The organism is Roseibium sp. AWQ4_290 (assembly GCF_056160985.1).
The window spans coordinates 1-26,204 of the sequence record NZ_JBSWYG010000025.1 but is presented as its reverse complement, the minus strand read 5'-3'; the positions used below and the strand labels follow the sequence as shown (position 1 = coordinate 26,204).

Sequence of the window (26,204 nt, the reverse complement as noted above, 5' to 3'; positions counted from 1 at the left end):
GGGACGGCTGAATGTGTTTGCCCGATTTTCATCTTGCGCCGCGCCCCGCCGAAGACTCTGGCTCATGAGTCGGAAAGCCTTCCAGCGGCCGAAACAGGACGAGCGCAAACGCGCCCTGATGGAAGTGCCCCTTGCAGCCGGTCTCGTGCGCCAACATTTCGGCACGAAGGACGGCCTGATCACCACGGCATGTGCCTATCTGACCGGAGCGCTGACCGCCGACACCACCTGCTGGGCCCAGGAGGCTGACGGTCCCGCCAGGACCCAGCTGGGCCAGTTCCCGCTTGCCAAAATCAACGCGCCCAATATGGCCGAAGACACTGTCTCGCTTTGGGCCAGATTTATCGGCCGGGTCTGCTCCGGGACCGTCTTCGCAGACAATCACCGGAAAGGCCTCCGCGATGATCTTGCCCTTCTGGAAAGCCTGATTGCACCGGTGCAGGCCGGAACCGGCCAGTATCAAGACACGCTCTCCGCCGCCCCCAGGACGGCCCCAGCCCCACCCGAAAGGACACATTGATGCGCTATGCCGGTATCACCGACCGCCTTGCCGATCTTGGCGGTGAAAAATGGGCGGTTCACTTTGCAGGCCGCGCCAAGGCCGCCGCCGGAGCCCCCCTCATCGAACTGACAATTGGCGAACCTGACATTCCGGTTGACCCGGCCCTGATTGATGTTTGCACCGAAGCCATGAAACGCGGGCGCACCAAATATTCCAACGGACGCGGCGAAGACGGTCTTCTGGAGGCTTTGGCTGAAAAATACGCGCCGCGCTTTCCAGGGATCGGCCCCGGCAACATCCTGTGCTTTCCCGGCACCCAGACGGCGCTTTATGCGGTGATCACGGCCCTGGTGGATGCTGGCGAAGGTGTTCTTGTGGGCGATCCTTACTACGCCACCTATGAAGGTGTTGTGCGGGCGCCCGGTGCGGTTCTCCAGCCGGTTCCGCTGCGCTTTGAGGCCGGCTTTGTCATGGAGCCGGAGGCCTTGCGCGCGGCCATCACCCCGCAAAGCAGGGTGCTTCTGCTCAACACCCCCCACAATCCGACCGGCTCGATCCTGGACCGCGCCACCCTGGAAGAACTCGGCGCCATCGCCCGGGCCCATGATCTTTGGATTGTCTGCGACGAGGTTTATGAAGACCTGATCTTTGAAGGCACCTTCGCCTCTCCGCTGGAAATTGACAGCCTCAGAGACCGGACGGTCGTTACGTCATCGATCTCAAAATCCTTCGCCGCAACGGGCTTCCGCAGCGGCTGGGCCGTCGGCCCGGAGGAGTTCTGCACCAGGCTGCTGCCGGTGTCCGAGACGATCCTGTTCGGCAACCAGCCCTTTATTGCCGACATGACGGAGGCCGCGCTGCGCGGCCAGTTCGACACCGCCACGCGCATGCGCAAGAGCTATGCTGAGCGGGTTGCCATGATCACGGCGGAGCTGGCCTCCTGCCCGGCGCTGAAGGTGGGCAAGGTCTCCGGCGGCATGTTCATCATGATTGATGTCGCGGGCACTGGCCTTGACGGAGAAGAATTCGCCTGGCGCTTGCTGGACGAGCAGACGATCTCGATCATGCCCGGCGCGTCCTTTGGCAACAACGCCAAATCGCTGATCCGCATGGCACTGACCGTGCCGGATGACGAGCTGAAAGAGGCCGTCTCACGCCTGCGCCGTTTCGCAAATGCGCGCGCTGCGGCTTAGACATAACCTAATTACGCTATGTATAAGCTCGGGCCGCGCTCATATGGCTTCAGACCAGTTTGTCTTTTGAGCTGAACTCTCTGAGTAATTTCAAGCGCGATTGAGGATGACCTATTTGACCGCGCTTGGTATCAAAGGCAGCGAAAGACGCATCCAGTCCAACGCGACTTGCTCTCAAGCATGGCGCAAAATCCCTCAGAGCAGCAGCGCCGTAGCAACCACGGCGCAAGCCGCAATCACCCAGAGGGCGGCCCGCCCGGAGCGGGTGTGGCGGGCTTCTGCCTTGCCGATGGCTTCGGCCGTGTGATCGTCAAACCGCAGGCCCTGCCGCGTCATGCGCTCCAGCTCTTCCGACATATGGCCGATCCGGTCGGCAAAGAGCGGCAGGTCGTTGGCGACCCGGGTCAGGGCTGAAATCAGATCGCCCGCATCGCGCAGCTTGCCCACCGGGCCGAGATGCTCTTTGATCCAGCTGCCCACCACCGGTTCAGCCGTGCGCCACATGTCCAGATTAGGATTGAGCGATCGGGCCACGCCTTCCACGACCACCATGGTCTTTTGCAGCATGATCAGCTGGGTCTGGGTGCGCATTTCGAAAAGCTCGGTGACCTCGAACAGCTGGGTCAAGAGCCGAGCCATGGAAATCTCGCTGGCATCATGGCCGTGGATCGGCTCGCCAATGGCCCGAATGGCCTGGGCAAACATGTCCACATCCTGATTGGCCGGCACATAGCCCGCCTCGAAATGCACCTCCGCCACCCGGCGGTAGTCACGGGTAATGAAACCGAACAGGATTTCGGCCAGAAACCGCCGCTCGCGCTTGTTCAGCCGTCCGGTAATGCCGAAATCAACTGCCACCAGCGTGCCATCCGCTTCCACGAACAGATTGCCCTGGTGCATGTCCGCGTGGAAGAAACCGTCCCGCAAAGTGTGGCGCAGGAAACTTTGAATGACCGCAGCCCCAAGCGCTTCCAGATCCAGCCCGTCCGCAATCAGCCCCTCGACATCCGACATCTTGCGGCCGTCGATCCATTCCATGGTCAAGACGCCCTTGGCCGTGTGCAGCCACTCGACCGCCGGCACTCGGAAGCCGGGATCTTCGGCCGTGTTCTCCGCCATTTCCGAAAGGGCAGCGGCCTCAAGCCGGAAGTCCATTTCCATGGCGACGGACTGGGCCAGCGTGTCGACAACGGCGACGGGGCGCAGGCGCCGGGACGGGGCATGGAAGCGTTCGGCCAGACGGGCCACCAGATAATAGCTCTCAAGATCGCGCTGGAACCGGCGGGCGACACCGGGCCGCAGCACCTTGACCGCGACTTTCTTCTCGCTGCCATCGCGCAAGCGGATCAGCGCCTGATGCACCTGGGCAATAGAGGCGGCGGCCACGGCCGGGCCGAACTCTGAAAACACCTCATCCACGGGACGGCCGAGCTGTTCGGCCACAGCCGCGCGGGCAGCTTCGTGTTCAAACGGGGGAAGCTGATCCTGAAGCGCCGACAATTCGCGGGCCGCATCCTTGCCGACCACATCGGCGCGGGTGGCCAGAAACTGACCCAGCTTCACATAAGACGGCCCCAGGCGGTTGAGCGCATCCGACAGGCGCAGATCCGCGCTCTTGCCCTTGACCGCGCGCCGCTCCAGGAGCCGCGCCACGGCGATGGCAAAACGGGGGCCCGCCGGCAGGTCCGGCAAATGCACAAGTCCGAACACGCCTTCGCGCGCCAATACAAATCCCGCCCTTACAAGGCGGAAGAAAGGCATGACTGCGATCGCCATCAATCAGAATTTCCAGCCAAAGTGCAGGGCAGCAATGCCGCAGGAATAATTTCGGTAGCCGACCCGTTCAAACCCGGCCTCGCGGATCATTTCCGCAAAGCGCTCCTGGCTCGGGAACTTGCGAATCGATTCCACCAGATACTGATAGGGCTCACCGTCGCCGGTCACCCATTTGCCAATGGGCGGGATCGCCTGAAAGGAGAACGTGTCATAAACCTTGTCCAGACCGGGCACATCCACTTCGGAAAATTCCAGGCACACGAACCGGCCGCCGCGCTTCAGAACCCTCCGTGCTTCGCGCAGCGCCTTGGGAATATCGGGCACGTTGCGGATCCCGAAGGCAATCGTATAGGCATCGAAGCTCTTGTCGGAAAACGGCAGATCTTCCGCATTGCCCTGGGAAAAGGTGATCTGGTCCGAAAGGCCGGCCTTCTCGGCCCGATCCCGGCCGACCGTCAGCATGGACGTATTGATGTCGCAGACAATGGCCTTGGCCGTGCCACCGGACTTGTTCACGACCCGGGTCGCAATGTCACCGGTGCCCCCGGCCACATCCAGCAAGCTCCATCCGGACGCTGCGGCGCGCGGCGGTGCCAGGAACGAGACCATGGCGTCTTTCCACACCCTGTGGAAACCGCCGGACATTAAGTCGTTCATCAGATCATAGCGCTCGGCAACCTTGTGGAAGACATCGTCCACAAGGGTCTGCTTGTGCCCTTCGGCCACTTTGGTGAACCCGAAGCTGGTGGGCATGTCTTCGGGAGCGCGGCCGGAAGCGGTCCGGTATCCCTCGGTCTCTTGTGTCATGATCGCGCCTCCTGGCGGCTGCCGTCTGATAAGTCTCGTCAAATCGGGCCGGACAATAGTACAAGCCTTTGGGAAGCGCTATCGTTCACGGCCACGAAAAGCCATATGCCGCAGGCCTATATCGTGCAACCCCAGCAGACACCAGTGTGGAGAAGGCTTCAATGCCAGAATTGCCGGAAGTCGAAACGGTCAAACGGGGCCTTGCCCCCACCTTCGAAGGGGCCCGGATCACCACCGTGGACCAGAACCGGCCGGATCTCAGATTTCCCTTCCCCGACGGGTTCGTCCCACGGCTGTCGGGCCGGACCGTGACCGCCCTGACCAGGCGCTCCAAATATCTGCTGGCCGACCTGGACAGCGGGGATGTCCTGATCATGCATCTGGGCATGTCCGGCTCGTTCCGGGTCGAAAACGACACGGATGCCACCTTGCCCGGCGCCTTTGCCCATGACAGGAACAAGGATGCGAAACACGATCATGTGGTGTTTCATCTTTCAACCCGTGACAGGGGCCCGGCGCGCATCATCTACAATGACCCGCGCCGGTTCGGGTTCATGGATCTGGTCCCGCGTCCGGACCTTCGGACCCACCCCTATTTCCGCGAGCTTGGGCTGGAGCCGCTCGGCAATGCCCTGAGCGGAGCGACCCTTGCCCGCCTCTTCAAAGGCCGCAAAACGCCACTCAAGGCGGCCTTGCTCAATCAGAAGCTTATTGCCGGGCTCGGCAATATCTATGTGTGCGAAGCTTTGTGGCGCAGTGGCCTGAGCCCGAAACGATCCGCAGGAAGCCTGGCGACAGACACAGGCCGGCCGACCCAAAAGGCCGAAGCCTTAGCGGGTCATATCAGGGACACGCTCAACGAAGCCATTGCCGCCGGCGGCTCCACCTTGCGCGACCATACCAAGGCCGACGGTACCCTCGGCTATTTCCAGCATTCCTTCGCCGTTTATGACCGGGAAGGGCAGCCGTGCCGGAAGGAGGGCTGCCCGGGCACGGTGACCCGCATTGTCCAGTCCAACCGCTCCACCTTCCATTGCCCGTCCTGCCAGACCTAGGTGTGGTTTTTCCTCCAGAGGAGCGGCAGCAGAACAAAGACACGCCATAGCCGCTTTTGACACGCTTGCCAGACGCCGTGCGGGTCAGGTAGGCAGGAGGCTGTTACGATTAACAGGTCCTGGCACTGGGAGCAGGGGATATGGGATACAAGAACATCCGCGTGGAAAAACGAGGCAAGGTCGGCCTGATCACCCTCGACCGGCCCAAGGCGCTGAATGCACTGAACGGGGAGCTGATTGCCGAACTGGGCACGGCTCTGGACGGATTTGATGCGGATGAGAAAATCGGCTGCGTCGTTCTGACCGGCTCCGAAAAGGCCTTTGCAGCCGGGGCGGATATCAAGGAAATGCAGCCGCATGACTTTTCCTCCGCCTATCAGACGGATCTGATCACCCCGTTTGACCGGGTGTCGCGCAACCGCAAACCGATCATTGCCGCTGTTGCCGGCTATGCGCTGGGCGGCGGCTGCGAGCTGGCCATGCTGTGCGATTTCATTCTGGCCGCCGATACAGCCAAGTTCGGTCAGCCGGAAATCACTCTTGGGGTTATTCCGGGCGCGGGTGGCACCCAGCGCCTCACGCGCTTTGTCGGCAAGTCCAAGGCCATGGAAATGGTACTGACGGGCCGCATGATGCATGCTGAAGAAGCCGAACGCAGCGGTCTGGTCAGCCGTGTCGTGCCCGCTGATGACCTTCTGGAGGAGGCCCTGAAGGCGGCCGAGAAAATCGCCGACTTCTCCTTGCCCGTGGTGATGATGGCCAAGGAAAGTGTTGACCGGTCATATGAAACCACCCTGTCTGAAGGGGTGCGCTTCGAACGGCGCGTCTTCCAGGCCCTGTTCGCGCTGGACGATCAGAAAGAGGGCATGACCGCCTTTGCCGAAAAGCGCGCACCGCAATTTCGCAACAAATAAACAGCGGGTTGGCGGATAAAGCCGTTGACGCACGCGCCAAGCGCGATTATAAGCAGCGCCCAATCGGTGGCGGATTTCCGCCGCCGTTGTTTTTTGATCGGGTCTTACCGCTTTTCGCGCCTTGGTCCCGATTGCCACCGGACACTAGTCCCACTTACCGATCAGGATTGAGCCCATGGCCAACACACCATCGGCCAAGAAGGCGGCCCGCAAGATTGCCCGCCGGACGGCCACCAACAAAGCCCGCCGGAGCCGCGTGCGCACCTTCCTGCGCCAGGTTGAAGAGGCAATCGCTTCTGGCGATCAGAGCGCGGCAAACGAAGCCTTCAAGGCAGCGCAGCCGGAAATCATGCGCGCCGCGTCCAAAGGCGTTATGCACGCCAATACGGCGTCGCGAAAGGTTTCCCGCCTAAATGCTCGCATCAAGGCTCTAGGTGCCTAAACGCACCGTCACAAGACCGTTAAAGAGGCCCGGCAGAAATGCCGGGTTTTTTTTAGCCGCGTAATTTTGTGGATGAGTTTTTCCGGCAACCAGAGCGCGTAATATACGTAGTTTTGACACTTGTGGCTATGTCATAGAAAGGCCAATAAAAACAATATCTTATAGACATGTAAGAGTCGGCAATCGGGATCGAACCGGATTCGATACGAGTCAAGAGACACCTGCTTATTTTTTTTTTTGGAATTGTTGTTTTTGAATTGTGACAGTGCACCGAATTGCAAAAAGTCATTGCTGCAAAAAGCATTTGCTGCCCTCGTGCCAACAGGCAAAAAAAGACTGACGATGGGGCAAAAATAGGGCAGCCTTCAAAATCGTTAAAAGTGGCTGTTGCCCCGGCCTTCGTCCTCTGTATATTAACACTGCGACTGGCGGCAAAGACCAGCAGACAATCTAAAAACGGTGCTTGGACGAACAATGAATAAGTTAAATCGATGTATAGCTGAGCACGTGGCGTTAAGACTTCGGAATGAATACATTAGTGTATTCGACACCCTGGTCTTCTAGTTCTCGTTTGAACTAAAACAATATCTATAAAATCAAGTTAGAACTTTAAATCAATAGCACTCAGCTATTGACAGGGGGTTGTTTTGCATAGTGAGGGTGAATACGCTGGGGACGTTACAGCACAACAGGCGTTTGACAGTCTGTCCGGACAGGAAAATGCAGTGCTGGTGGACGTGCGCACCCAGGCCGAATGGACGTTTGTCGGTGTGCCGGATCTGCGGCCCGTGGGCAAGGAAGCGGTTCTGATCGAATGGCAGAGCTTCCCCCCCTCAGGACCCAATCCGGACTTTGCGAACACGCTTTCTGACCTTCTGGTCAAAAAAGGGCTTGACCAAACCGCTCCGATATATTTCTTGTGCCGCTCCGGCGCACGGAGCCAGGCAGCTGCCATGGCCCTGACCCAGGCCGGCTACACACACTGCTTCAACATTTCAGATGGGTTCGAAGGGCCGCTCGACACGGACGGCCATCGCGGAGCCCGGTCCGGCTGGAAATCGGCGGGGCTGCCCTGGATCCAAAGTTAGCAACCCTGCACGCAGACAGGGGCAAGGTGGCAGGACCCGTCCGGCCGCCAATACCAGAACCGTCCCAAAAGGGACAAAATATAGCTGCAAAAGCAGCAAGGCGTTGGGGAACGGCTGTGGCGGATCGTTCTCCACCTAGTACAGGAGGCAATTGACATGCAGGTTCAGGAGGCAGGCGGCTCCGAACATTGGAAGCGAGTGAAGAAACAGCTTCGCGCCGAGTTGGGCGATGATGTCTTTACCAGCTGGTTTGCGCGGGTTGATCTGGAGGAACACCAGGACGGAACAGTGAGACTGTCTGTTCCCACGCGTTTTCTCAAACAGTGGATCCAGAACAATTACAACGACCAGCTCATGGGTCTTTGGCAGCGAGAATGCGACAATGTGCACCGCATTGAGCTGACTGTGCGTGGCGCCATCCGGCCGCGGCAGCCCCAGACGGTCCAGCCCAGCCTGGCAGCGCCTGTCGGTGTGAAGCCGGTGGCAGCCGATGCCAGAACCGAGACCCTCGGCGATGCGGCACAGGTGACCCGGGCCCAGGCGGCCACGGCAGCTCTTGGCCGGGGCGACACCGGCAATGACAGTGCCCGGGATGTGCTGCAGGGCGCAGCGCTGGACCCGAAATATACATTTGAATCCTTCGTGGAAGGGGAATCCAACAACCTGGCCCTGGCCGCAGCGCGCCAGGTGGCCGCAGGCGGAACGGTCACGTTCAACCCGCTCTACCTGCATGCGTCCGTGGGCCTCGGAAAAACCCACCTGATGCAGGCTGTCGCCGCAAAGGCGCGGGCCAATGGTCACAAGGTGCTCTACCTGACAGCCGAGCACTTCATGTACAAGTTCGTCGCGGCCCTTAAATCCCAGTCCGCGCTGGCCTTTAAGGACACCCTGCGCACGATCGATCTCCTCTTGATCGACGACATGCAGTTCCTTCATGGCAAACAGGTGCAGCAAGAATTCTGCCACACCCTGAATGCGCTGATTGACGGTGCCCGTCAGGTGATCGTGGCAGCCGACCGGGCCCCTTCCGAGCTCGATACTTTGGACGACCGTGTCCGCTCCCGCCTGTCCGGTGGCCTTGTCGTGGGCATTCAGGAGCCGGACTTCACCTTGCGCCGGAACATTCTGGTCTCCCGGGTGGAAGCCGCCCAGAAGACCTACCCGCAATTCGACGTGCCGGACAGCGTTCTGGACTATGTTGCGCGGCATGTGGCTTCTTCCGGACGGGATCTGGAAGGGGCGCTGAACCGCCTGATTGCCCATAATCAGCTGACAAATCAGCCGATTACGCAGGACATGGCGGAAATGACCTTGCGTGATCTGGTGCGCTCCACCGAGCCGCGCCGGGTCAAGATCGAAGACATCCAGCGCGTGGTGTCCAAACACTACAATGTCACCAAGGCGGATCTTCTGTCCGCCCGCCGGACCCGCACAATCGTGCGCCCGCGACAGATTGCCATGTATCTGGCCAAGGTTATGACCCCGCGCTCGCTGCCGGAAATCGGCCGCCGCTTTGGCAACCGGGACCACACAACCGTGCTGCATGCGGTGCGCAAGATCGAGGAAATGGCCCGGGCGGATTACGGCCTTGCCCAGGAGCTGGAACTGCTCAAGCGCATGCTTGACGCGTGACCCGCTAAATACGCGATTTTCACTGCATTTTGGGGGCGTTCCGGTGGAACGCCCCCTTGCTTTTGGCGCCCGATAAGGGCAGTGTCTTTCCCCCGCCCCCATTGGGAGCCCAATTGTCCAGTTAGGTCAGGCCCTTAAAACCTGATCATTCACGAGTACGGAAGAAGCGTATGAAAGCGACCCTCGAGCGGACCGACCTCCTCAAGTCCTTGACCCATGTGCACCGGGTGGTCGAGCGCCGGAATACCATTCCCATCCTGTCGAACGTGCTTCTGCGCGCCGATGGCGGCGCCATCAAGCTGAAGGCCACCGACCTGGATCTGGAAGTCGTGGAGACGGTTCCGGCCATTATCGAGATGCCGGGCGCCACCACGGTGCCGGCCCACATGTTCTACGACATCGTACGCAAGCTGCCGGACGGCTCCCAGGTGGTTCTGGAAACCACCAGTGACAATGCAACTCTGGAAATCCGCGCCGGGCGCTCGAAATTCACCCTTCAGATGCTGCCGGAAACCGACTTCCCGGATCTGACCGCCGGTGACTTCAGCCATGGCTTTGCCTTGAGCGCGAATGACATCCGCAAACTGATCGATACCACCCAGTTTGCGATTTCGACCGAAGAAACCCGCTACTATCTGAACGGCATCTATCTGCACACTGTGGATTCGGCCAATGGCCAGCAATTCCGCGCTGTTGCCACTGACGGCCACCGGCTGGCCCAGGCTGAAGTGCCTGCCCCCCAGGGCGCCTCGGGCATGCCCGGCATCATCGTGCCGCGCAAGACGGTCGGCGAGATGCAAAAGCTTCTGGAAGACCCGGAGGCCAATGTCCAGATCGAGCTGTCCGACACCAAGATCCGCATCACCACGGCCTCTGTGGTCCTCACGTCCAAGCTCATCGATGGAACCTTCCCCGACTATGGCCGCGTCATCCCCCAGGGCAATGACAAGGAGATGCGTGTCGACCGGGACGAATTCAAGGACGCGGTAGACCGTGTGTCCACCATCTCCTCGGAACGCGGCCGCGCCGTCAAACTGTCCCTGACCGATGGGCGCATGGTGCTGACCGTGAACAATCCAGATTCGGGCAGCGCGACCGAGGAGCTGGCCGTCGAATATGATGCCGAACCGCTCGAAATCGGCTTCAACTCCCGCTATCTGCTCGACATCGCCAACCAGCTTGGCAGCGATACAGCTCTGTTCCGTCTGGCAGATTCCGGCTCCCCCACCCTCATTCAGGACAACACGGTCGATGACTGCCTGTTTGTCCTCATGCCGATGCGCGTCTGACCGGATTCCGGGCAGACCCTGAGGCGGAAAGCGGTTCATGAGCACGTTCCGGACAGCGCAACTGACCCGCCTGTCCCTGACCGATTTCCGCAACTATCCGGCTCTTTCCCTGGATCTGTCGGCCAAGATGATTGCCTTTGTTGGGGCCAATGGCGCTGGCAAGACCAACATTCTGGAAGCTGTCTCCTTTCTGACCGCCGGGCGCGGCCTGCGCCGGGCGCCGATGGCCGATATTGCCCGCACCACAGGCAGCGGCGGCTGGAGTGTGGCGGCGACGGTTCAGCTGGACGGACTGGAAACCAGAATAGGCACCGGCCTTGCCGCCGGAGGCCAGGGCCGCAAGGTGCGGATCGATGGCGAAGACGTCAAGGGATCGGACAGCCTGCTGGACTATGTCCGGGTGCTCTGGCTGGTCCCGGCCATGGATGGGCTCTTTACCGGGCCCGGCTCCGACCGGCGCCGGTTTCTGGACCGGCTGACCCTGGCCCTCGACCCGGCCCATGGCCGAAGGGTCAGCGGCTTTGAAACCGCGCTCAGGCAACGCAACAAATTGCTGGATCAGGGCGGCAGCGACGCCTTTCTAAGCGCTTTGGAGCAGCAGGTGGCCGAGCTTGGCACCGCCGTCTCCATTGCCCGTCAGGAGACCGTGCTGCTGCTGGCCCAGACCCTTGAAGAGCAGGTCAGCGAGGACCTTCCCTTCCCCCATGCCCTGCTCACGCTGGAAGGCGCCTTTGAAGGCGAGACGCATGGCCTCAGCGCGACAGACCGGGAAGAGCATTACCGGCGCCTGCTGGCAGACGGGCGCGGCCGCGACCGGGCGGCCGGGCGCACCTTGACCGGCCCGCATCTGAGCGACCTGAAAGTGCTTCATGCCGCCAAGCAGATGCCTGCCGCCCGCTCCTCCACCGGGGAGCAGAAAGCGCTTCTGATCGGGCTCATCCTGGCCCATGCGGATCTGACGGCCAAGGTGAGCGGCATGGCACCGGTTCTGCTGCTGGACGAGGTCGCCGCCCATCTGGACCCGGCCCGCCGGGCCGCCCTGTTTTCCAAGCTCGACACCCTTGGCGGACAGGTGTTCATGACCGGCACGGACGAGGCCCTGTTCGAAGCGCTTCCGCCAACAGCCGAAGTCTTTGAGATTGACGGACAGCAGGGCCGCTTGACCGCCCCGCGTCCAGCCCCATAAATGCGCCGAAATCTGTTGGTTTTCCACGATTATCGCTTCGCTGGCTTCGCTACACGCCCGGCGCGGTTGAACGCCCCGGGGAACCCCGTATAACGGGGGGAGAAAAGACAAACCGATTGGTAATTGATTCGCATGAGCGACACGTCCTCGTCAGAGCCTGCACAAACCCCTGAAACCGACACCGGCGCCGAATATGGCGCAGACTCCATCAAGGTGCTCAAGGGGCTCGATGCGGTGCGCAAACGGCCCGGCATGTATATCGGGGATACCGATGACGGATCCGGCCTGCATCACATGGTCTATGAAGTGGTCGACAACGCCATTGACGAGGCGCTGGCCGGCCATGCCGACCATGTGACGGTTACCCTCAATCCCGACGGCTCGGTGACCGTGTCCGACAATGGCCGCGGCATCCCGACCGACCTGCACCCGGAAGAAGGGGTTTCTGCGGCTGAGGTCATCATGACCCAGCTCCATGCGGGCGGGAAATTCGACCAGAATTCCTACAAGGTGTCCGGCGGCCTTCACGGCGTGGGCGTCTCCGTGGTGAATGCCCTGTCCACTCGGCTGGACCTGCGCATCTGGCGCAATGACCAGGAACATTTCATGCGCTTTGCCCATGGCGAAGCCCAGGGGGCGCTGGAAGTGGTCGGCCCGGCCGATGGCAAGAAGGGCACGGAAGTCACCTTCCAGCCCTCGCCGGAAACCTTCAGCAAGACCGAGTTTGTCTTCAACACGCTGGAACACAGGCTGCGCGAACTTGCCTTCCTGAATTCCGGCGTCCGCATCATCCTGACCGACAAGCGCGGCGTGGAAGAGGTGGTGGAGGAGCTCTTTTATGAAGGTGGTCTGGAAGCCTTTGTGCGGTATCTCGACCGGGCCAAACATCCACTGATCGAAGACCCGATCAACATGAAGGCGGAAAAGGACGGCATCACCGTGGAAGCGGCGATGTGGTGGAATGACAGCTATCACGAGCATGTGCTGTGCTTCACCAACAACATTCCCCAGCGCGATGGCGGCACCCATCTGGCCGGTTTCCGGGCAGCCCTCACCCGTCAGGTGACCGGCTATGCGGAAGCCACTGGCCTGATGAAAAAGGAAAAGGTGTCCCTGTCCGGCGATGATTGCCGGGAAGGTCTGACCTGCGTGCTGTCGGTCAAGGTGCCGGACCCGAAATTCTCCTCCCAGACCAAGGACAAGCTCGTCTCCTCCGAAGTGCGGCCGGTGGTGGAGAACCTCATTTCCCAGATTCTGAGCGAGTGGCTGGAGGAAAATCCGGCCCCGGCAAAATCCATTGTGTCCAAGGTGGTCGAGGCGGCCTCGGCCCGCGAAGCGGCGCGCAAGGCGCGCGAGCTGACCCGGCGCAAGGGCGCGCTGGATGTGGCCTCCCTGCCTGGCAAACTCGCCGACTGCCAGGAGCGGGACGCTTCCAAGGCCGAACTCTTCCTGGTGGAGGGCGATTCTGCAGGCGGCTCGGCCAAACAGGGCCGCCACCGCGAAAACCAGGCCGTTTTGCCCCTGCGCGGCAAGATCCTCAATGTGGAACGCGCCCGGTTTGACAAGATGCTGTCCTCCAACGAGATCGGCACCCTAATCACTGCGCTCGGCACCGGGATCGGCAAGGAAGAGTTCAATCTGGAAAAGCTGCGCTACCACAAGATCATCATCATGACCGATGCGGATGTGGACGGCGCCCATATCCGGACCCTGCTTCTGACCTTCTTCTTCCGCCAGATGCCGGAGCTGATCGAAAACGGCTATGTCTATATTGCCCAGCCGCCGCTCTACAAGGTGAAGCGGGGCCAGTCGGAGCAATATCTCAAAGACCAGCTGGCGCTTGAGAACTATCTGATCGCCCAGGGCCTGGACGAGACCTCCATGACACTGGCCGGTGGCGAGGTCCGCATGGGCCAGGATCTGCTGGGCGTGGTGGAAACTGCCCGCAAGATCTCCGAAATCTTTGACGGCCTGCACACCCGCTACAACCGAGATGTGGTGGAACAGGCCGCCATTGCGGGAGCCTTGACACCGGAGATCCTGGAAGATCCGGCCAAGGCGGAAGAGGCCGCTGCCTATATCGCCCGGCGCATGGACATTCTGGCCGATGAATTTGAGCGCGGCTGGACCGGCGAAGCCCGGGACGATGGCAGCCTGGTGTTCCGGCGCACCGTCCGCGGTGTCGAGGAAGCCGCCACCATTGATCCGGCCCTGCTTGCCAGCGCCGACGCCCGGCGTCTGGCCGCCTATGCGGACCACCTGAATGACATTTACGGCAAGGCTGCGGTCCTGCGGCGCAAGGATGTGCCAAGCGAAATCCGCGGCCCCCGCGCCCTGCTGGAACAGGTCTATGCCTTTGGCCAGAAGGGCATTTCCCTGCAGCGCTATAAGGGTCTTGGCGAGATGAACCCGGAACAGCTGTGGGAAACCACCCTCGACCCCAATGTCCGCTCCCTGCTGCAGGTCAAGGTGAAGGAGGCCGACGATGCCGACGACATCTTCACCAAACTGATGGGCGACGAAGTCGACCCGCGCCGGGAATTCATCCAGGACAACGCTCTGACGGTGGCCAATCTGGACATTTGATCCGGTTACAGGGAAGCGCATTAAGTTTCGCGAGGCGGCGAGATAGCATCAATCTATCTTCAAAAATGACAACAACTTAGACGGAAGCCAACATTCTGTCTGAGTTGTTGGGACATGCGCGCCCCTTGTCCTGATATGGGGTGTCGGATTTCGAATCGATCCGCAAAATCAGGCTGCTGCCATTGCCCGTCTCTCGCTGAGCATGGTCCATTTTCGGCCCATTGCGGACGTCGCCATACTCGTCAACGAATGTCCGTATCAGGTCCTCGAGTCGGCCGTTTAGTGTCTGTCAAACTTGCTCTATTGAAGTCGCACGGAGTTATACCAACCTGAATAGATAGAAACCCACCTGATGGCGCTGGTGCGGATTGGCCGGCAAGGCGCGTTGCGCAGGACGGCCTGGTTGGCCGTTCAAGCGGCGCAACGCAGTCCGGCGGGCCGGAGCAGGCCACCGAGGCCGTGTTTGAGGACTGTTCAGCTGCGTCCCAGGTTTTGAACGATAAACCATATCGCCCTGCAACCTGCTCCTTGCCGAACAGCCCCCAAACACGGTCAGATCGGTTCCTATCTATTGAGGTTGATATTAGAGCATCGGGCGAAAAGTCTGCACGATTTGACCGGATCTTCTTTGTCTGCTGACATCGTTGGATCGCACTTGTGGTGTGGCGCGCGGACCAGACGTGCGACAACGTCCGGAGTCCCTCTGAATGCGGTCAAATGGGGGCATGATCAACTGCGCTTGGTTTTAGGCGTTGAACATATGCTCCTCCTTCACAACTTCCATAACTGAAAACGAGTTTGTCTGGTGGATACCTGGCAAACGATTGATCTTTTCACCCAGAACATCGCGGAAGTGACGCATGTCACGGGTCCGGACAATGAGCAGGTAGTCGAATGACCCTGCGATCATCATGCAGGAATCGATCTCTGCAATTTCCCGGACGGAGCGGTTGAAGGCATCCAGATTGTTGTCGCCGGTCGCTGACAGAGCAACCTGGACCAGGGTCAAATGTCCCATGCCCAAACGCTCCATGTCTAACTTGGCCTTGTAGCCGGAAATGAAGCCTTCTCGCTCCAGGCGTTTTACGCGTTCCGTGCATGGTGTGTTTGTAAGATTTACACGCGCTGCGAGCTCAACGATCGGTAGACGTCCATTGGATGCAAGCTCCTCCAAAATGCGCAAATCGATGCGATCAAGATTCCTGCCCATTAGTGAAAGCTCCTAAAGATTGTCTAATTTGAAGGAAAATACTCGCTAACGTAGCTGAAAAAAGCGCCACTTACTAGTGATTTTACCTAATACTAAGAGCTGGCAGAAGGAGTACATGCGCTCTTGGGAGTGCTGAAAACATCTCTGCTGCCAAAAAAAGCAAACCGACTAGGGGTAACAAAGAATGAGTACAAAAATCGTTGTTGGCGTCGACGGGGCTAGTTCCGGAGACAGAGCGCTCGCATTTGCCAAGGATCTGGCAGGGCGAACGGAAAGTTGCGAATTGATCGTGGCTTACGTTATCGAATGGTCCCCTTTCAGCTTCCACACGGCTGAAGAGAACGAATTGCGCCATAAACGGCGCGAAGAAGAACTGGAAACCGCGCATTCGCGGATTGTCGATCCCGCTCTGTCACAGTTGCAGGATGCGGGATTCAAGACCAAAGGCATCGTTCGTCATGGTGACGTAGCTGAAACTCTTAATGCGATCAGTGTTGAAGAGGGCGCGTCACAGCTCATCGTTGCTCGCAGCTCGGAAAGCGGTTTTGCCAAGCGCATTTTCGGCAGTTCAACACAGAACTTAGTTATGCACGCGGACGTGCCGGTTACAGTCGTGGCCTAAGGGGGAAATCATGAAAACCATGTTTAAGGTCTGGGCCACTGGCCTGGCGATGACCGCGCTTGCCCAACCGGCTTTGGCGCAGGGCACCGTTGGTATAGACGAGAAGATCAATCAGGTTTTTGCGGCGGTGACAGGGCCGTTCGTAGCGGCAATTTTTGCACCGATACCGGGAACAAGCTTTCCTTGGATCGTCATGTGGCTGGTAATCGCCGCGACCGTCTTTACCCTCTACTTTGGCTTCGTACAGGCCCGCTTCTTCAAGCATGCCATTCAGCTGGTGAAGGGAGATTATTCCGATCCTAGGGACGCGGGCGAAGTGAGCCACTTTCAGGCGCTTGCGACCGCGCTTTCTGGCACAGTAGGACTTGGGAACATCGCGGGCGTTGCAGTCGCCGTTGGTATTGGTGGCCCGGGCGCAACCTTTTGGATGATCCTGGCGGGCCTTCTGGGGATGGCCTCCAAATTTACGGAATGCACGCTCGGTGTAAAATACCGCAACGAGTATGAAGACGGCAGCGTCTCCGGCGGCCCGATGTATTACATTTCCAAGGGGTTCAAGGAGCTGGGACTGCCGGGCGGCAAGGTCCTTGCAGTCTTGTTTTCCGTCTTCTGCATTCTGGGCGCGCTTGGCGGCGGCAACATGTTCCAGGCAAACCAGGCCCATGCACAGATTGCAGGGATCTTCGGTGACTATCCAGGATGGATCACCGGGCTTGTGTTCGCGGCAATCGTTTTTGCGGTCATTGTCGGAGGCATCAAATCAATCGCCCGTGTCACGGAAAAAGTTGTACCATTCATGGGGGTTCTTTATGTCGCCGCTGCCGTAGTCATCCTACTGACGCATTACGACAAGATCGGCTGGGCTTTTGGCCAGATCTTTGCCGGCGCATTCACAGGCCTCGGTGTCGCAGGTGGCATGGTTGGCGCGTTGATCCAAGGTTTCAAACGGGCCGCCTTTTCAAATGAAGCTGGTGTCGGATCTGCGGCGATTGCCCACTCGGCCGTGCGAACGAAAGAACCGATCACCGAGGGCTTCGTGTCGTTGCTGGAACCCTTCATCGATACTGTGGTCATTTGTACGATGACTGCGTTGGTGATCACGATTTCCGGCCAGCTCATCATGGACCCGGAGACCGGTTTATTCGTTCTGGACGGATCAACCATTGCAACGATTGACGGCAACACCGGCGTTGCATTGACTTCTGCTGCCTTCGGATCAACGATCAGCTGGTTCCCGTACATACTAGCGGTCGCCGTGGTGCTGTTTGCCTTTTCGACCATGATTTCCTGGTCGTATTATGGGCTGAAAAGCTGGACCTATCTTTTTGGCGAGGGCAAGACGAAGGAACTGATCTTCAAGGTCATGTTCTGCGTGTTTGTTGTCATAGGTGCGTCGGCCAACCTCGGTCCGGTCATTGACTTTTCAGATGCCGCTATCTTTGCAATGGCCGTAGTCAATATCTTCGCACTCTATTTCCTGATGAAGATTGTTCGTAACGAACTGAATTCGTACAGCGAACGCCTGAATGCAGGAACAATCAAGAAGTTTGCGCATTAACCAAGTCTCCGGGGCAGTTATGCCCCGGAGCCGTATTGGATCCGCACGCCGGCTTGCATTCAGTTCGCGTGTGTTCACAATTCTTCGCTTGCCACATGAGCAAACGGGCGCATCGGTTCGGATCTATGCTCGGTTGTTTCATTTGGTGAGCTTGGCATTAAACCCAAATCGCCGTTACCGGCAAAATCGAAACGAGATTATCTGGCAAGCACAAGCTTGATGTTTTCTTTGGCCAACCGTTCAATTTCCTCCCTCGAAGCGCCAGCTCGCGCACGGATTGCAGAGGCAAACATGAGGTCAATCGTCAACCGTGCCCGGGTTTGAAAAGGATATTCCTTCGGCAGCTCACCCGCTTCGACGCTTTGCTTAAGTCGCCGGGCGATCTGCTCTTCGCCAACTTGCAGATTATTTGCGAGAAACGCATGGACATCGGGCATTGTCTCAGCGCATTGCACCGCGACGCAGGCGATCAGGCATCCTCGCGCGCCTTTCTGTCCGGACTGGGTTTGGGCAACCGTAGAGAAGAACGCTGTTACAGCATCTTCGATACCACAAGCAGCATCGAACGCTGTTAACGCCTCTGATCCTATCGTGGAGCTGTACCGTTGGAGGACCTTCAGAAAAAGAGATCTCTTGTCTCCGAATGCACCATAGACACTTGGCTTGGTCAGGCCCATGGCATTGGCGAGGGATGCCGTATCCGCACCATCATATCCGGCTCGCCAGAAGATGCCGACCGCTGCATCAAGCGCTTGATCCGGGTCGAAGGTTCGTGGGCGGCCCCGTTTCCTGCCCTCTGATTTATTATCTACCATTCAGTATAAAACTCTTGAATCCGATGCTTGGCACATATATCTACCGATTGGTAGTTAAATCAAGTGGAGTCAAAATATGCACGATTTTACAGGAAAGAAAGTACTTGTAACCGGCGGTACGAGCGGGATCGGTAAGGCCGCAGCTGCCGCTTTCAAGGCGGCCGGTGCTGAGGTGATGATCACTGGGCAGGATCCGGGGCGTCTTGCGGAAGCCGGACTGGACCTTAAAGTCGCGACAGCAAGGCTTGATGCGGCAGACATGGCGAGTGTCGAAGCGCTGTCTGCACTGGTGGAGGCGGAACTCGGCCGGATCGATGTGCTGTTCCTGAACGCGGGGACAACGCTTCTCGCCCCGGCCGACCAGACGGACGAAAAACTTTATGACTTGATGATGGATACCAATGCGAAGGGCCTGTTTTTCACAGCGCAGAACCTCCTGTCTCTGATAAATAAGGGTGGGTCGGTCGTTATGAACACTTCAGTCAACAACCAGATGGGCATGGCGTGGTCGTCAGCCTACGCTGCCTCGAAAGCAGCCGTACGATCCTTTGCGCGTGTGCTGGCCGGAGAATGGATTGAACGGGGTATTCGAGTAAACGCTGTCAGCCCTGGACCGGTTGAAACTCCTATTTACGGCAAGCTCGGCTTATCTCAGGAAACGGTCGAGGGGTTCGCGAAAGATATCGGGGGCAAGATACCGATGAAGCGCTTTGGCAAACCTGAGGAAATCGCTGCGGCTGTTCTCTTCCTGGCGTCCAGTGATGCGTCCTTTATTCTAGGTCATGAATTGGTCGTTGACGGCGGCTGGACCGAGATCTGAGCGATAGACAACGGCCGCCGGTTGATCCCCGGCGGCCAGACTGCATCACGGCTTATACCAACCTCACTAGATAGGAACCGATCTGACCGTGTTTTGGGACTGTTCGGCAAGGAGCAGGTTGCAGGGCGATATGGTTTATCGTTCAAAACCTGGGACGCAGCTGAACAGTCCCCAAACACGGCCTCGGTGGCCTGCTCCGGTCCGCCGGACTGCGTTGCGCCGGCTCTTTGGCCCGCTGGAATTTGCATGCAGTACAGGCAACGCGTCATGTTGGTGAGCGAAGCGGGTTGCAACTCCGAAGGCTCTCGACTCAGCCTGTCCTACTCAGCTGATCATGCCCAAGGTGAGGTCGCCAAACTGGGTATGCTGCAATGTCACATTGCCGCTTGCAATCTCAATCACCGCATCAAGTGGCGCTTCCTTAGCGGGCTCAAAATTTTGCCGATTCCAGGCTGGACGGGGTGCTGGCGCGGTTTTGTGTATATGACGAAGCCGTTCAAGCCCCGAACCTATAAACGGGTCTTCTGCCGACCTTGGGCAAATCAAATGTGATTACGCGCCGCCGGTCGCGATCACAGCCTGGTAATCGCCTGCTTCGCCGCGCTGAGAATGGACTGCGACCGGTCCGGCTCGTCTGCCAGCCTTGCCAGCGTCACCGCCCCAAGAAGGAGAGAGAAACGCATATATCCCGAGAGCTCTGTGCCATCCTCCTGCAAAAGTGCGGCCACCCGGTCGACCGCTTTTGAGCTGTTCTCTCGCACAGCTCCATCCATGCGCGCGAGTTCTGACCCAAGCGCGGCAATCGGACACCCGATAGTCCGGTTTTCGACGTGTTCGCCGGACAGATACATGTCGATATATGCCGTGCGGGCGGCGTCGCCGGGGCAACGCTCCATCTCTGCAAGCGACACGTTCACCGCGTTCTCGAAGGCATCGGCAACCAGATCGTCCTTGCCGGAAAAGTGACGGTAAAAGCCGCCATGGGTCAGCCCGGCCGCCTTCATCACCTCAGCGACGCTTGTGGTCTCCACCCCCTTGTCCCGGATCAGCCCGGCTGCGGCCTCCAGAATGCGTTGGTGAGACCTCTGTTTTTCGATGTTGGAGACACGGGGCATGGCAGCTTCAGCTTTCGGGGTTGACATAATAGATTTTATCTATCATCTAAAAAATAAGATTACAAGCATCATCTAAATGGACGTAGCATGACCGACACCTTAAAAATTCTTGTCACTTCCGCTGCGGGACGAGTGGGCCGGGACGCGGTCCGCCTCATTCTCGACGCCGGGTTTGAGGTCCGGGCGATGGTTCACCGCCGAGATGCACGTGCCGAAGCTCTGGAACGGATGGGTGCAGAGATCTTTGTTGGCAATCTTCTGGATTTCGACGACTTGAGCCGGGCAATGACCGGCGTCAGCCGAGCGTTTCACATTCCGCCCTTTGCTCCGCATCTGCTGCACAACACCATGTTGGTTTGCCTCGCGGCCCAGGACGCGCAACTGGAGACTTTGGTGCTATTATCGGGCTGGAACCCCAGCCCCGCGCACCCCTCGATGCTGACGCGCGAACACTGGATCGCCAACAATATCGCCCGATGGATGCCTGATGTGGGGGTGATCCACCTCAATCCCGGCATCTTCGCCTTTACCTATCTGCTGACCACGCCCGTCACCCGCAAGCTGGGGGTTCTGCCGCTGCCCTTTGGCGATGGCGCGAATGCGCCGGTATCCGAACGTGATATTGCCCGCTGTGCGGCCGCGCTTCTGGCGAACCCCGCGCCCCATATCGGCACCTCCTGGCGGCCCACCGGCCCGGCGCTGCTGACCGGGGGCGATGTAGCCCAAATACTGACAAGGGTGTTCGACCGTCAGGTGCGTTATCAGCCGATCTCGTTTCGGATGTTCTCCAAGGCGGCACGCGCCATGGGGTTCCCTGATTTCGACACCTACAACCTGCGCCACTATGCCGAGGAAATCGCCGAAGGCGCGTTCGCTATTGGCTCACCAACCGACGATGTCGAGCGGCTTACCGGCAGCCCGGCGGAGAGTTTCCAAAGCACCGCAGAGCGATATGCCGAAAATGTCAGCCGACTGGCGCCGAATGTAGCAGATACCTCCCTGTTCGGGGCAATGGGGTTCATGGTCCGGATGCTTCTGACACCAGCTCCAAGCTTCAAGGCCCTCGCAGAATTCGAAGGCAGGGCCCGTTTGGCCCATCCAATGGCCGGACATCAAAATCCTGACTGGCAAGAGGCCGCGCTCGACGGGCGGTTGATGCTGATGGATGCACCGGGCCGGATCCGCGCCACTCGCCCCTCCAAAACCGCCTGACCCATAAGTAACCGGCCGGGAGACCGACATGACCACCACCTCACTTTTCCTCGACCGTAACCGCGCCTTCGCGGCGCAGTTCGAACAAGGTGAGATGCCAGCCCTGCCCAAACTGGGAACGCTGTTCCTGACCTGTATCGACGCCCGTGTAGATCCCGCCCATGTCTTGGGGCTGGAGCTGGGCGAGGCAGTGGTGTTCCGCAACAATGGAGGACGTGTGACACCTGGTTTTCTCGAAGAGCTGTCAGTGCTGTCGCTCATGGTCGCCAGAATGACAGGTGCACACGAGGCCAGCTTTGCGATCGTTCTGATGCAGCATACCAAATGCGGTGCGCAGAGCTTTGCCGACCCGGAGCTTCGCGCTTTGATCCAGGATCGGGCGAATGTCGATGTGTCCGGCAGTGCAATCACCAATCACGAAAACGATCTTCGCACGGACATGGAAAGGCTGCGCGATGCGCCGAATTTGCCGGGTGGGTTACGCGTGACGGCGATGCTTTATGACGTCGAAAGCGGCGCGGTCCGGCAGATTGCGCCTGAACGAAGCCTCGCAGAGCTGCGCGGCCGGCTCTGAGGCAGAAATGACCGATTTCTACGAAGTTTATGTGCAGATCTTTGCACTGGCACTGCCGGTTCTGGCGGTTGCAACCGGCAGTCTCGGGGCCATTCGCGCCGGTCTGCGGCCAACACAGTTCGCGGCCTTCGCCGTGGTATCCGCGGCGCTGTTTGGTCTTTGGTATGCCGCCGCCATGCCTCTTTCACGAATGGGGGCTTTCAATGTCCCCGCGAATATGGGAGAGCCGCCCGTGGTCCTGGTGTTTCTATTTGCCGGGGCGTTTGCGATCTGGGCGCTTGCCTGGCTCACGCCTTTGGGCCGGCGTTTGACCGACGCCACCCCACTCAGCGCCATCGCTGCGTTCCAGATCCCCCGGCTGATGGGGGGGGGGTTTTGATCGGCTGGCTGGCGGGCGATATCCCGGCGCTCTTTGCTATTCCGGCCGGGCTGGGTGACATTTGGGCAGGGATCGCGGGGTGGCAAGCCAGTCGTGCACTCGCCAGTGGGGCGCCCCATGCGCGCCGATTGCTGGTGCGGGCCAATGTAATCGGAATTGCAGATTTTGCCATGGCGGTGCTGTTGGGCATCGTTACCTCCACAGGCTTTGCGCATCTCTTTGCGCAGGACGCGCCAAACATCATCAATGATCACCCGCTGGCAATGTTCCCGGCCTATTTCGTTCCGATCTTTCTGGGCTTCCACGTCATCGCGCTTGCGCGCATGCGAACCGAAAACCGGAGGGACACCACCACCCATGCCTGACTTCGTACCAGACCCGGAACTCTATCCGTTCGAGTCACATTGGGCAGAGCTCGCCGATGGAACGCGGATACATTATGTCGACGAGGGGCGCGGGCCTTTCCTGCTTCTGTTGCACGGAAATCCGGCCTGGTCGTTTCTCTATCGCAGGATCATCCTGGGGCTGCGGGGCCAATTTCGCTGTATCGCCCCGGATCTGCCGGGTTTCGGGTTGTCGCACGCCGGTGCCAGTTTCGGTTTCACCGCCGCTGAACAGGCAGCGATCATCGTTGATTTCGTCGATCACCTTTCCCTTCGGGGGATCGGCGTCATGATGCAGGATTGGGGTGGCCCGATCGGGCTGAACCTGGCGCAAACCCGGCCCGGGATGGTGGACAGGCTGATCATCGGCACACATTCGCCTGGCCCTTTACCCGCCTCGGGCCGCGGGCGTTTTCTGCCATCATGGGCGGTATCCCCGGGCGTCTTGCCGCACTTCTGTTCAACGGTGTTTTATCCTGGTTTTTCACCATCGGTGTCGTCAAACCACTCAAACCCGAGGTCCGCGCCATGTATGACGCACCGTTCAAGCGCCGGGTAGACCGGCGGCCCACGTATATCTTTCCGCAACAGCTCACTGCCGCCAGTACTTTCTTGCGCCGGGTGGAGGAGCGGCTTCCAGCCATTGCCAAGACGCCAACACTGATCTTATGGGGGGACAGCGATTTCGCCTTCAAAGACTATGAGCGCGGACGGTTTCAGGCGGCATTCTCTGACCACCGGGACATTACGCTTTCGGCGGCGGGCCATTTCATCCAAGAGGACGCACCGGACGAGATCTGTAGGGCCATTGTGGAGTGGTATGGCAAGGGTCAGCAAGAACACCGATTTGAGCAGCCGACAGTACCGCATGATCCAGTAAGTTTGGTTTGAAAACGGACGAACTGGCACTCAAACACACTTGAGGTGGGTCCATGTCGTGTGAAACAGGAGTTTAACCGTGCACACACGCCACTTTCTCTGTGTTCTCGGTGATTTAAGCCTCAAGACCGCAAAAAATTAGCGGCAATGGCCTTTGCACGGGAATAACTCTCATGATCGTTAAGCGACATATGAGAGAACGTGGCGCCTTCGATCAGCAAAAACAACACGCGCGCTGTTTCGTCCGGGTTCGCCTTGCTCAATCGCGTGCATGCAGTTCGCAAGCGTTCCAGAAATCGGGCCTTATAGGCGCGCGCGAGTTCACCGATACCTTCGTCAGAATTCCCATATTCCGTGAGTGCGTTCACGAAATAACAGCCGTTGAAGTCCGGCCTTTTCGACCAGTCCTGCATCGCGTCGAATATGCTGAGAACCTGCTGTTCAGGATCGCTGCCAGCGCTTTCAATGTATCGTTCCAGATACACAGCGAGCCGGTCGCCGCGCCTTCGAAGCGTTTCCTCGATCAGGGCGTTCTTGCTGTCAAACCCTTTATACAAGGTCATTTTTGCGACGCCCGCTTCCTGAAGCAGGCGATCGATCGAAACCCCCTTGAATCCTTCCATCGAAAAGATGGCCTCCGCTGTTTCCAGCAATTTCTCGCGTTTTGGGGCCCGCATCATACCGATTCCTGAACTTAGGCGCTTGCTTAAAGTATACTGATCTGTCTACCTGTGGCAATATGGTAGACGAATTGGTCTATCTTAGAGGCGGAAAGGGACCTGAGATGCGCCGCTGGAAACGAGGATTGGCGCTGGGATTGGCGTTGGGATTGGCATTTGCAATCGGCGCCTTCGCCGCATCGGAGATCTGGACCGAACGCGCGGCAAAACTGATACTTGCCGGGTTAAGCTGGTCCGCTGGGCTGGAAAGCAAATCGGTAACCACATCATTTGGCGATGTCGCCTATCTGGAGGGGGGAGAGGGGCAGACAATCGTTTTTCTCCATGGAATTTTCGCTCTGAAAGAGCATTGGATCGAAATGTCGCGCCAGGTCTCCGGAGACTACCGTGTCATACTGCTCGACCTGCCTGGTTTTGGAGAAAACCAGCGTCTGCCCATAAGTGAATACGACTATGGCCGCCAAACCGAAAACGTCCTCGAAACGCTGGACAGGATTGGTGTGACTGACTTCCACATCGCTGCAAACTCCATGGGCGCGCAAATCGCAGCGCAACTCGCGATCGCAATTCCCTACCGCGTCCAATCGCTTTCGTTTGTCGGGGGGCCGGCCGGCGTCTCGTCTCCAGTGCCCAGCGATATGGAAACCGCGATTGCGGCGGGTCGGCTGCCTTTGGTGGTTGCAACCCGATCAGACTACGACGCACGAATGGCATGGCTCTTTCCCAAAGAGCCCTTCATTCCGCGCCCGGTCGCACATTACTGGACTGAAAACGAAGTTGCACTCGCCCGAACCAACCGGAAAATCTGGGATGTCGTGGCCGCTTTTGCCGGACCTGGATTGGAGGAATTGGCACATCGTATCGAGCAGCCCTCTTTGATCATTTGGTGCGAGGAGGACCGGATTTTTCACGTCTCGGGCGCGTCTGTGCTTGCCAAAGCCCTGAACTATGCAACGCTGCACAGGATGAGCGAATGTGGCCACCTGCCTATGTTGGATCGCCCGGAGGACACTGGACGACTGTTGCGGGAGTTTCTGAGCCGCCTAAGAAAGAGCCAATAACGGACCCTGCAAAGCCGCTCGGCCTCAAGTCTACCAGCGATCTGTGTGGTCAGCTTTCGGTCTAGCCAATCCTCCAATCGTTCATCCGGATACCGGCGTCATCCCTGGAAAGGTGCCACGAGGCGCTTCTACCAGCGAGCATTGAACAGAACCGATGCGCCCATTTTTGCAAGTGGATGGACATGATGGTCCACCTCTGGACTATGAGCCGGTTCCAGGCTTGGCAGCAGAGCGCGAGGATCTCATCATAGGATTTGAAGATGCGGTTGGACGACCAGGTGTCGCGCAGGAATTGCCAGACGTTTCCCATGGGGATTATACATAGCGTCATTCCGGCGGCCACTCTCCTGAGCCTATGATGCGGGGTCGTAGCACACGCCCCAAGAGGCATAAAAGGAGAGTGACCGTGTCGGAGTATGTTGGATT

General features: G+C 58.9%; 25 protein-coding genes and 2 pseudogenes. 20 read left to right on the top strand and 7 right to left on the bottom strand.

Going from position 1 to position 26,204, the window contains the following annotated elements; all coding sequences use genetic code 11:
* Positions 1-64: 64 nt before the first annotated feature.
* Both ACXAH0_RS21605 and ACXAH0_RS21600 read left to right on the top strand, forming a co-directional pair.
* Positions 65-520 carry a hypothetical protein gene (locus ACXAH0_RS21605; protein WP_475195001.1) on the top strand — a complete coding sequence of 152 codons (456 nt, stop codon included), beginning with the start codon at positions 65-67 and terminating at the stop codon, positions 518-520.
* Positions 520-1,695 carry a pyridoxal phosphate-dependent aminotransferase gene (locus ACXAH0_RS21600; protein ID WP_475195000.1) on the top strand — a complete coding sequence of 392 codons (1,176 nt, stop codon included), beginning with the start codon at positions 520-522 and terminating at the stop codon, positions 1,693-1,695. The genes ACXAH0_RS21605 and ACXAH0_RS21600 overlap by 1 nt, the downstream gene beginning before the upstream one ends.
* A 195-nt stretch (positions 1,696-1,890) precedes the next feature.
* Here ACXAH0_RS21600 and ubiB read toward each other — a convergent pair whose 3' ends face one another.
* Positions 1,891-3,471 carry a 2-polyprenylphenol 6-hydroxylase gene (ubiB, locus tag ACXAH0_RS21595; RefSeq protein ID WP_475194997.1) on the bottom strand — a complete coding sequence of 527 codons (1,581 nt, stop codon included), beginning with the start codon at positions 3,469-3,471 and terminating at the stop codon, positions 1,891-1,893.
* A gap of 3 nt (positions 3,472-3,474) precedes the next feature.
* Entirely contained in the window at positions 3,475-4,224 is a 750-nt protein-coding gene (gene ubiE, locus ACXAH0_RS21590) for a bifunctional demethylmenaquinone methyltransferase/2-methoxy-6-polyprenyl-1,4-benzoquinol methylase UbiE (RefSeq protein WP_475195038.1), read from the bottom strand.
* A 215-nt stretch (positions 4,225-4,439) separates the two neighbouring features.
* On the opposite strand from ubiE, the gene mutM reads away from it, so the two are divergent.
* The 8 genes from mutM (at position 4,440) to gyrB (ending at position 14,470) form a co-directional block, all read left to right on the top strand.
* The gene (gene mutM / locus ACXAH0_RS21585; protein WP_475194994.1) at positions 4,440-5,333 is read left to right on the top strand and encodes a bifunctional DNA-formamidopyrimidine glycosylase/DNA-(apurinic or apyrimidinic site) lyase; all 894 of its coding nucleotides are present in this window, start codon (positions 4,440-4,442) and stop codon (positions 5,331-5,333) included.
* A 140-nt stretch (positions 5,334-5,473) separates the two neighbouring features.
* The gene (locus ACXAH0_RS21580; RefSeq protein WP_475194992.1) at positions 5,474-6,247 is read left to right on the top strand and encodes an enoyl-CoA hydratase; all 774 of its coding nucleotides are present in this window, start codon (positions 5,474-5,476) and stop codon (positions 6,245-6,247) included.
* A 175-nt stretch (positions 6,248-6,422) separates the two neighbouring features.
* Entirely contained in the window at positions 6,423-6,689 is a 267-nt protein-coding gene (gene rpsT, locus ACXAH0_RS21575; RefSeq protein WP_475180005.1) for a 30S ribosomal protein S20, read from the top strand.
* Positions 6,690-7,336: 647 nt separating this feature from the next.
* Positions 7,337-7,777 carry a rhodanese-like domain-containing protein gene (locus tag ACXAH0_RS21570; RefSeq protein ID WP_475180002.1) on the top strand — a complete coding sequence of 147 codons (441 nt, stop codon included), beginning with the start codon at positions 7,337-7,339 and terminating at the stop codon, positions 7,775-7,777.
* Between the two features lie 156 nt (positions 7,778-7,933).
* Positions 7,934-9,409: a chromosomal replication initiator protein DnaA gene (gene dnaA / locus ACXAH0_RS21565; protein ID WP_475179999.1), complete on the top strand. Its 1,476-nt coding sequence runs from the start codon at positions 7,934-7,936 to the stop codon at positions 9,407-9,409.
* 170 nt (positions 9,410-9,579) lie between these two features.
* Positions 9,580-10,698: a DNA polymerase III subunit beta gene (gene dnaN / locus ACXAH0_RS21560; RefSeq protein WP_475194989.1), complete on the top strand. Its 1,119-nt coding sequence runs from the start codon at positions 9,580-9,582 to the stop codon at positions 10,696-10,698.
* Positions 10,699-10,735: 37 nt separating this feature from the next.
* Positions 10,736-11,884, top strand: a complete 1,149-nt coding sequence (gene recF / locus ACXAH0_RS21555) for a DNA replication/repair protein RecF (protein ID WP_475194987.1) — start codon at positions 10,736-10,738, stop codon at positions 11,882-11,884.
* Positions 11,885-12,016: 132 nt separating this feature from the next.
* A complete protein-coding gene (gyrB, locus tag ACXAH0_RS21550) occupies positions 12,017-14,470 on the top strand; it encodes a DNA topoisomerase (ATP-hydrolyzing) subunit B (RefSeq protein ID WP_475179987.1) in 2,454 nt (817 codons plus the stop codon).
* A 745-nt stretch (positions 14,471-15,215) separates the two neighbouring features.
* On the opposite strand, the gene ACXAH0_RS21545 is transcribed toward gyrB, so the two are convergent.
* The gene (locus ACXAH0_RS21545; RefSeq protein WP_475194985.1) at positions 15,216-15,680 is read right to left on the bottom strand and encodes an Lrp/AsnC ligand binding domain-containing protein; all 465 of its coding nucleotides are present in this window, start codon (positions 15,678-15,680) and stop codon (positions 15,216-15,218) included.
* A 184-nt stretch (positions 15,681-15,864) separates the two neighbouring features.
* Between ACXAH0_RS21545 and ACXAH0_RS21540 the strand changes: the two genes are divergently transcribed.
* Both ACXAH0_RS21540 and ACXAH0_RS21535 read left to right on the top strand, forming a co-directional pair.
* Positions 15,865-16,302, top strand: coding sequence for a universal stress protein (locus tag ACXAH0_RS21540; protein ID WP_475179981.1), 438 nt, complete (start codon positions 15,865-15,867; stop codon positions 16,300-16,302).
* 19 nt (positions 16,303-16,321) lie between these two features.
* Complete coding sequence (locus ACXAH0_RS21535) at positions 16,322-17,860, top strand: alanine/glycine:cation symporter family protein (protein WP_475195034.1); 1,539 nt, start codon at positions 16,322-16,324, stop codon at positions 17,858-17,860.
* A gap of 197 nt (positions 17,861-18,057) precedes the next feature.
* Here the strand turns inward: ACXAH0_RS21535 and ACXAH0_RS21530 are convergent, their stop codons facing one another.
* The gene (locus tag ACXAH0_RS21530; protein WP_475194982.1) at positions 18,058-18,675 is read right to left on the bottom strand and encodes a TetR/AcrR family transcriptional regulator; all 618 of its coding nucleotides are present in this window, start codon (positions 18,673-18,675) and stop codon (positions 18,058-18,060) included.
* 76 nt (positions 18,676-18,751) lie between these two features.
* On the opposite strand from ACXAH0_RS21530, the gene ACXAH0_RS21525 reads away from it, so the two are divergent.
* Entirely contained in the window at positions 18,752-19,495 is a 744-nt protein-coding gene (locus ACXAH0_RS21525) for an SDR family oxidoreductase (protein ID WP_475179974.1), read from the top strand.
* 572 nt (positions 19,496-20,067) lie between these two features.
* Here ACXAH0_RS21525 and ACXAH0_RS21520 read toward each other — a convergent pair.
* Positions 20,068-20,637: a TetR/AcrR family transcriptional regulator gene (locus tag ACXAH0_RS21520; RefSeq protein ID WP_475179971.1), complete on the bottom strand. Its 570-nt coding sequence runs from the start codon at positions 20,635-20,637 to the stop codon at positions 20,068-20,070.
* 60 nt (positions 20,638-20,697) lie between these two features.
* Between ACXAH0_RS21520 and ACXAH0_RS21515 the strand changes: the two genes are divergently transcribed.
* The 6 genes and pseudogenes from ACXAH0_RS21515 to ACXAH0_RS21490 all read left to right on the top strand — a co-directional run bounded on the left by ACXAH0_RS21515 (position 20,698) and on the right by ACXAH0_RS21490 (position 24,049).
* Positions 20,698-21,822, top strand: coding sequence for an NmrA family NAD(P)-binding protein (locus ACXAH0_RS21515; protein ID WP_475179966.1), 1,125 nt, complete (start codon positions 20,698-20,700; stop codon positions 21,820-21,822).
* Between the two features lie 28 nt (positions 21,823-21,850).
* Positions 21,851-22,396 (top strand): carbonic anhydrase, encoded by a 546-nt coding sequence (locus ACXAH0_RS21510; RefSeq protein ID WP_475194977.1) that lies wholly within the window; start codon positions 21,851-21,853, stop codon positions 22,394-22,396.
* Between the two features lie 7 nt (positions 22,397-22,403).
* Complete coding sequence (locus ACXAH0_RS21505) at positions 22,404-22,775, top strand: hypothetical protein (RefSeq protein WP_475194974.1); 372 nt, start codon at positions 22,404-22,406, stop codon at positions 22,773-22,775.
* Positions 22,772-23,140, top strand: a complete 369-nt coding sequence (locus ACXAH0_RS21500; RefSeq protein WP_475194969.1) for a hypothetical protein — start codon at positions 22,772-22,774, stop codon at positions 23,138-23,140. Before ACXAH0_RS21505 ends, ACXAH0_RS21500 begins: the two co-directional genes overlap by 4 nt.
* Positions 23,022-23,552: pseudogene (locus ACXAH0_RS21495) on the top strand (alpha/beta fold hydrolase); the annotation flags it as partial. The gene ACXAH0_RS21500 and the pseudogene ACXAH0_RS21495, both read left to right, overlap by 119 nt.
* A 29-nt stretch (positions 23,553-23,581) precedes the next feature.
* The gene (locus ACXAH0_RS21490) at positions 23,582-24,049 is read left to right on the top strand and encodes an alpha/beta fold hydrolase (RefSeq protein WP_475194966.1); all 468 of its coding nucleotides are present in this window, start codon (positions 23,582-23,584) and stop codon (positions 24,047-24,049) included.
* 110 nt (positions 24,050-24,159) lie between these two features.
* Here the strand turns inward: ACXAH0_RS21490 and ACXAH0_RS21485 are convergent, their stop codons facing one another.
* Positions 24,160-24,717, bottom strand: a complete 558-nt coding sequence (locus ACXAH0_RS21485) for a TetR/AcrR family transcriptional regulator (RefSeq protein ID WP_475179952.1) — start codon at positions 24,715-24,717, stop codon at positions 24,160-24,162.
* A 104-nt stretch (positions 24,718-24,821) separates the two neighbouring features.
* Between ACXAH0_RS21485 and ACXAH0_RS21480 the strand changes: the two genes are divergently transcribed.
* Positions 24,822-25,778, top strand: a complete 957-nt coding sequence (locus tag ACXAH0_RS21480; protein ID WP_475194963.1) for an alpha/beta fold hydrolase — start codon at positions 24,822-24,824, stop codon at positions 25,776-25,778.
* A gap of 148 nt (positions 25,779-25,926) precedes the next feature.
* Here ACXAH0_RS21480 and ACXAH0_RS21475 read toward each other — a convergent pair.
* Positions 25,927-26,091: pseudogene (locus ACXAH0_RS21475) on the bottom strand (IS630 family transposase); the annotation flags it as partial.
* Positions 26,092-26,204 lie beyond the last annotated feature (113 nt).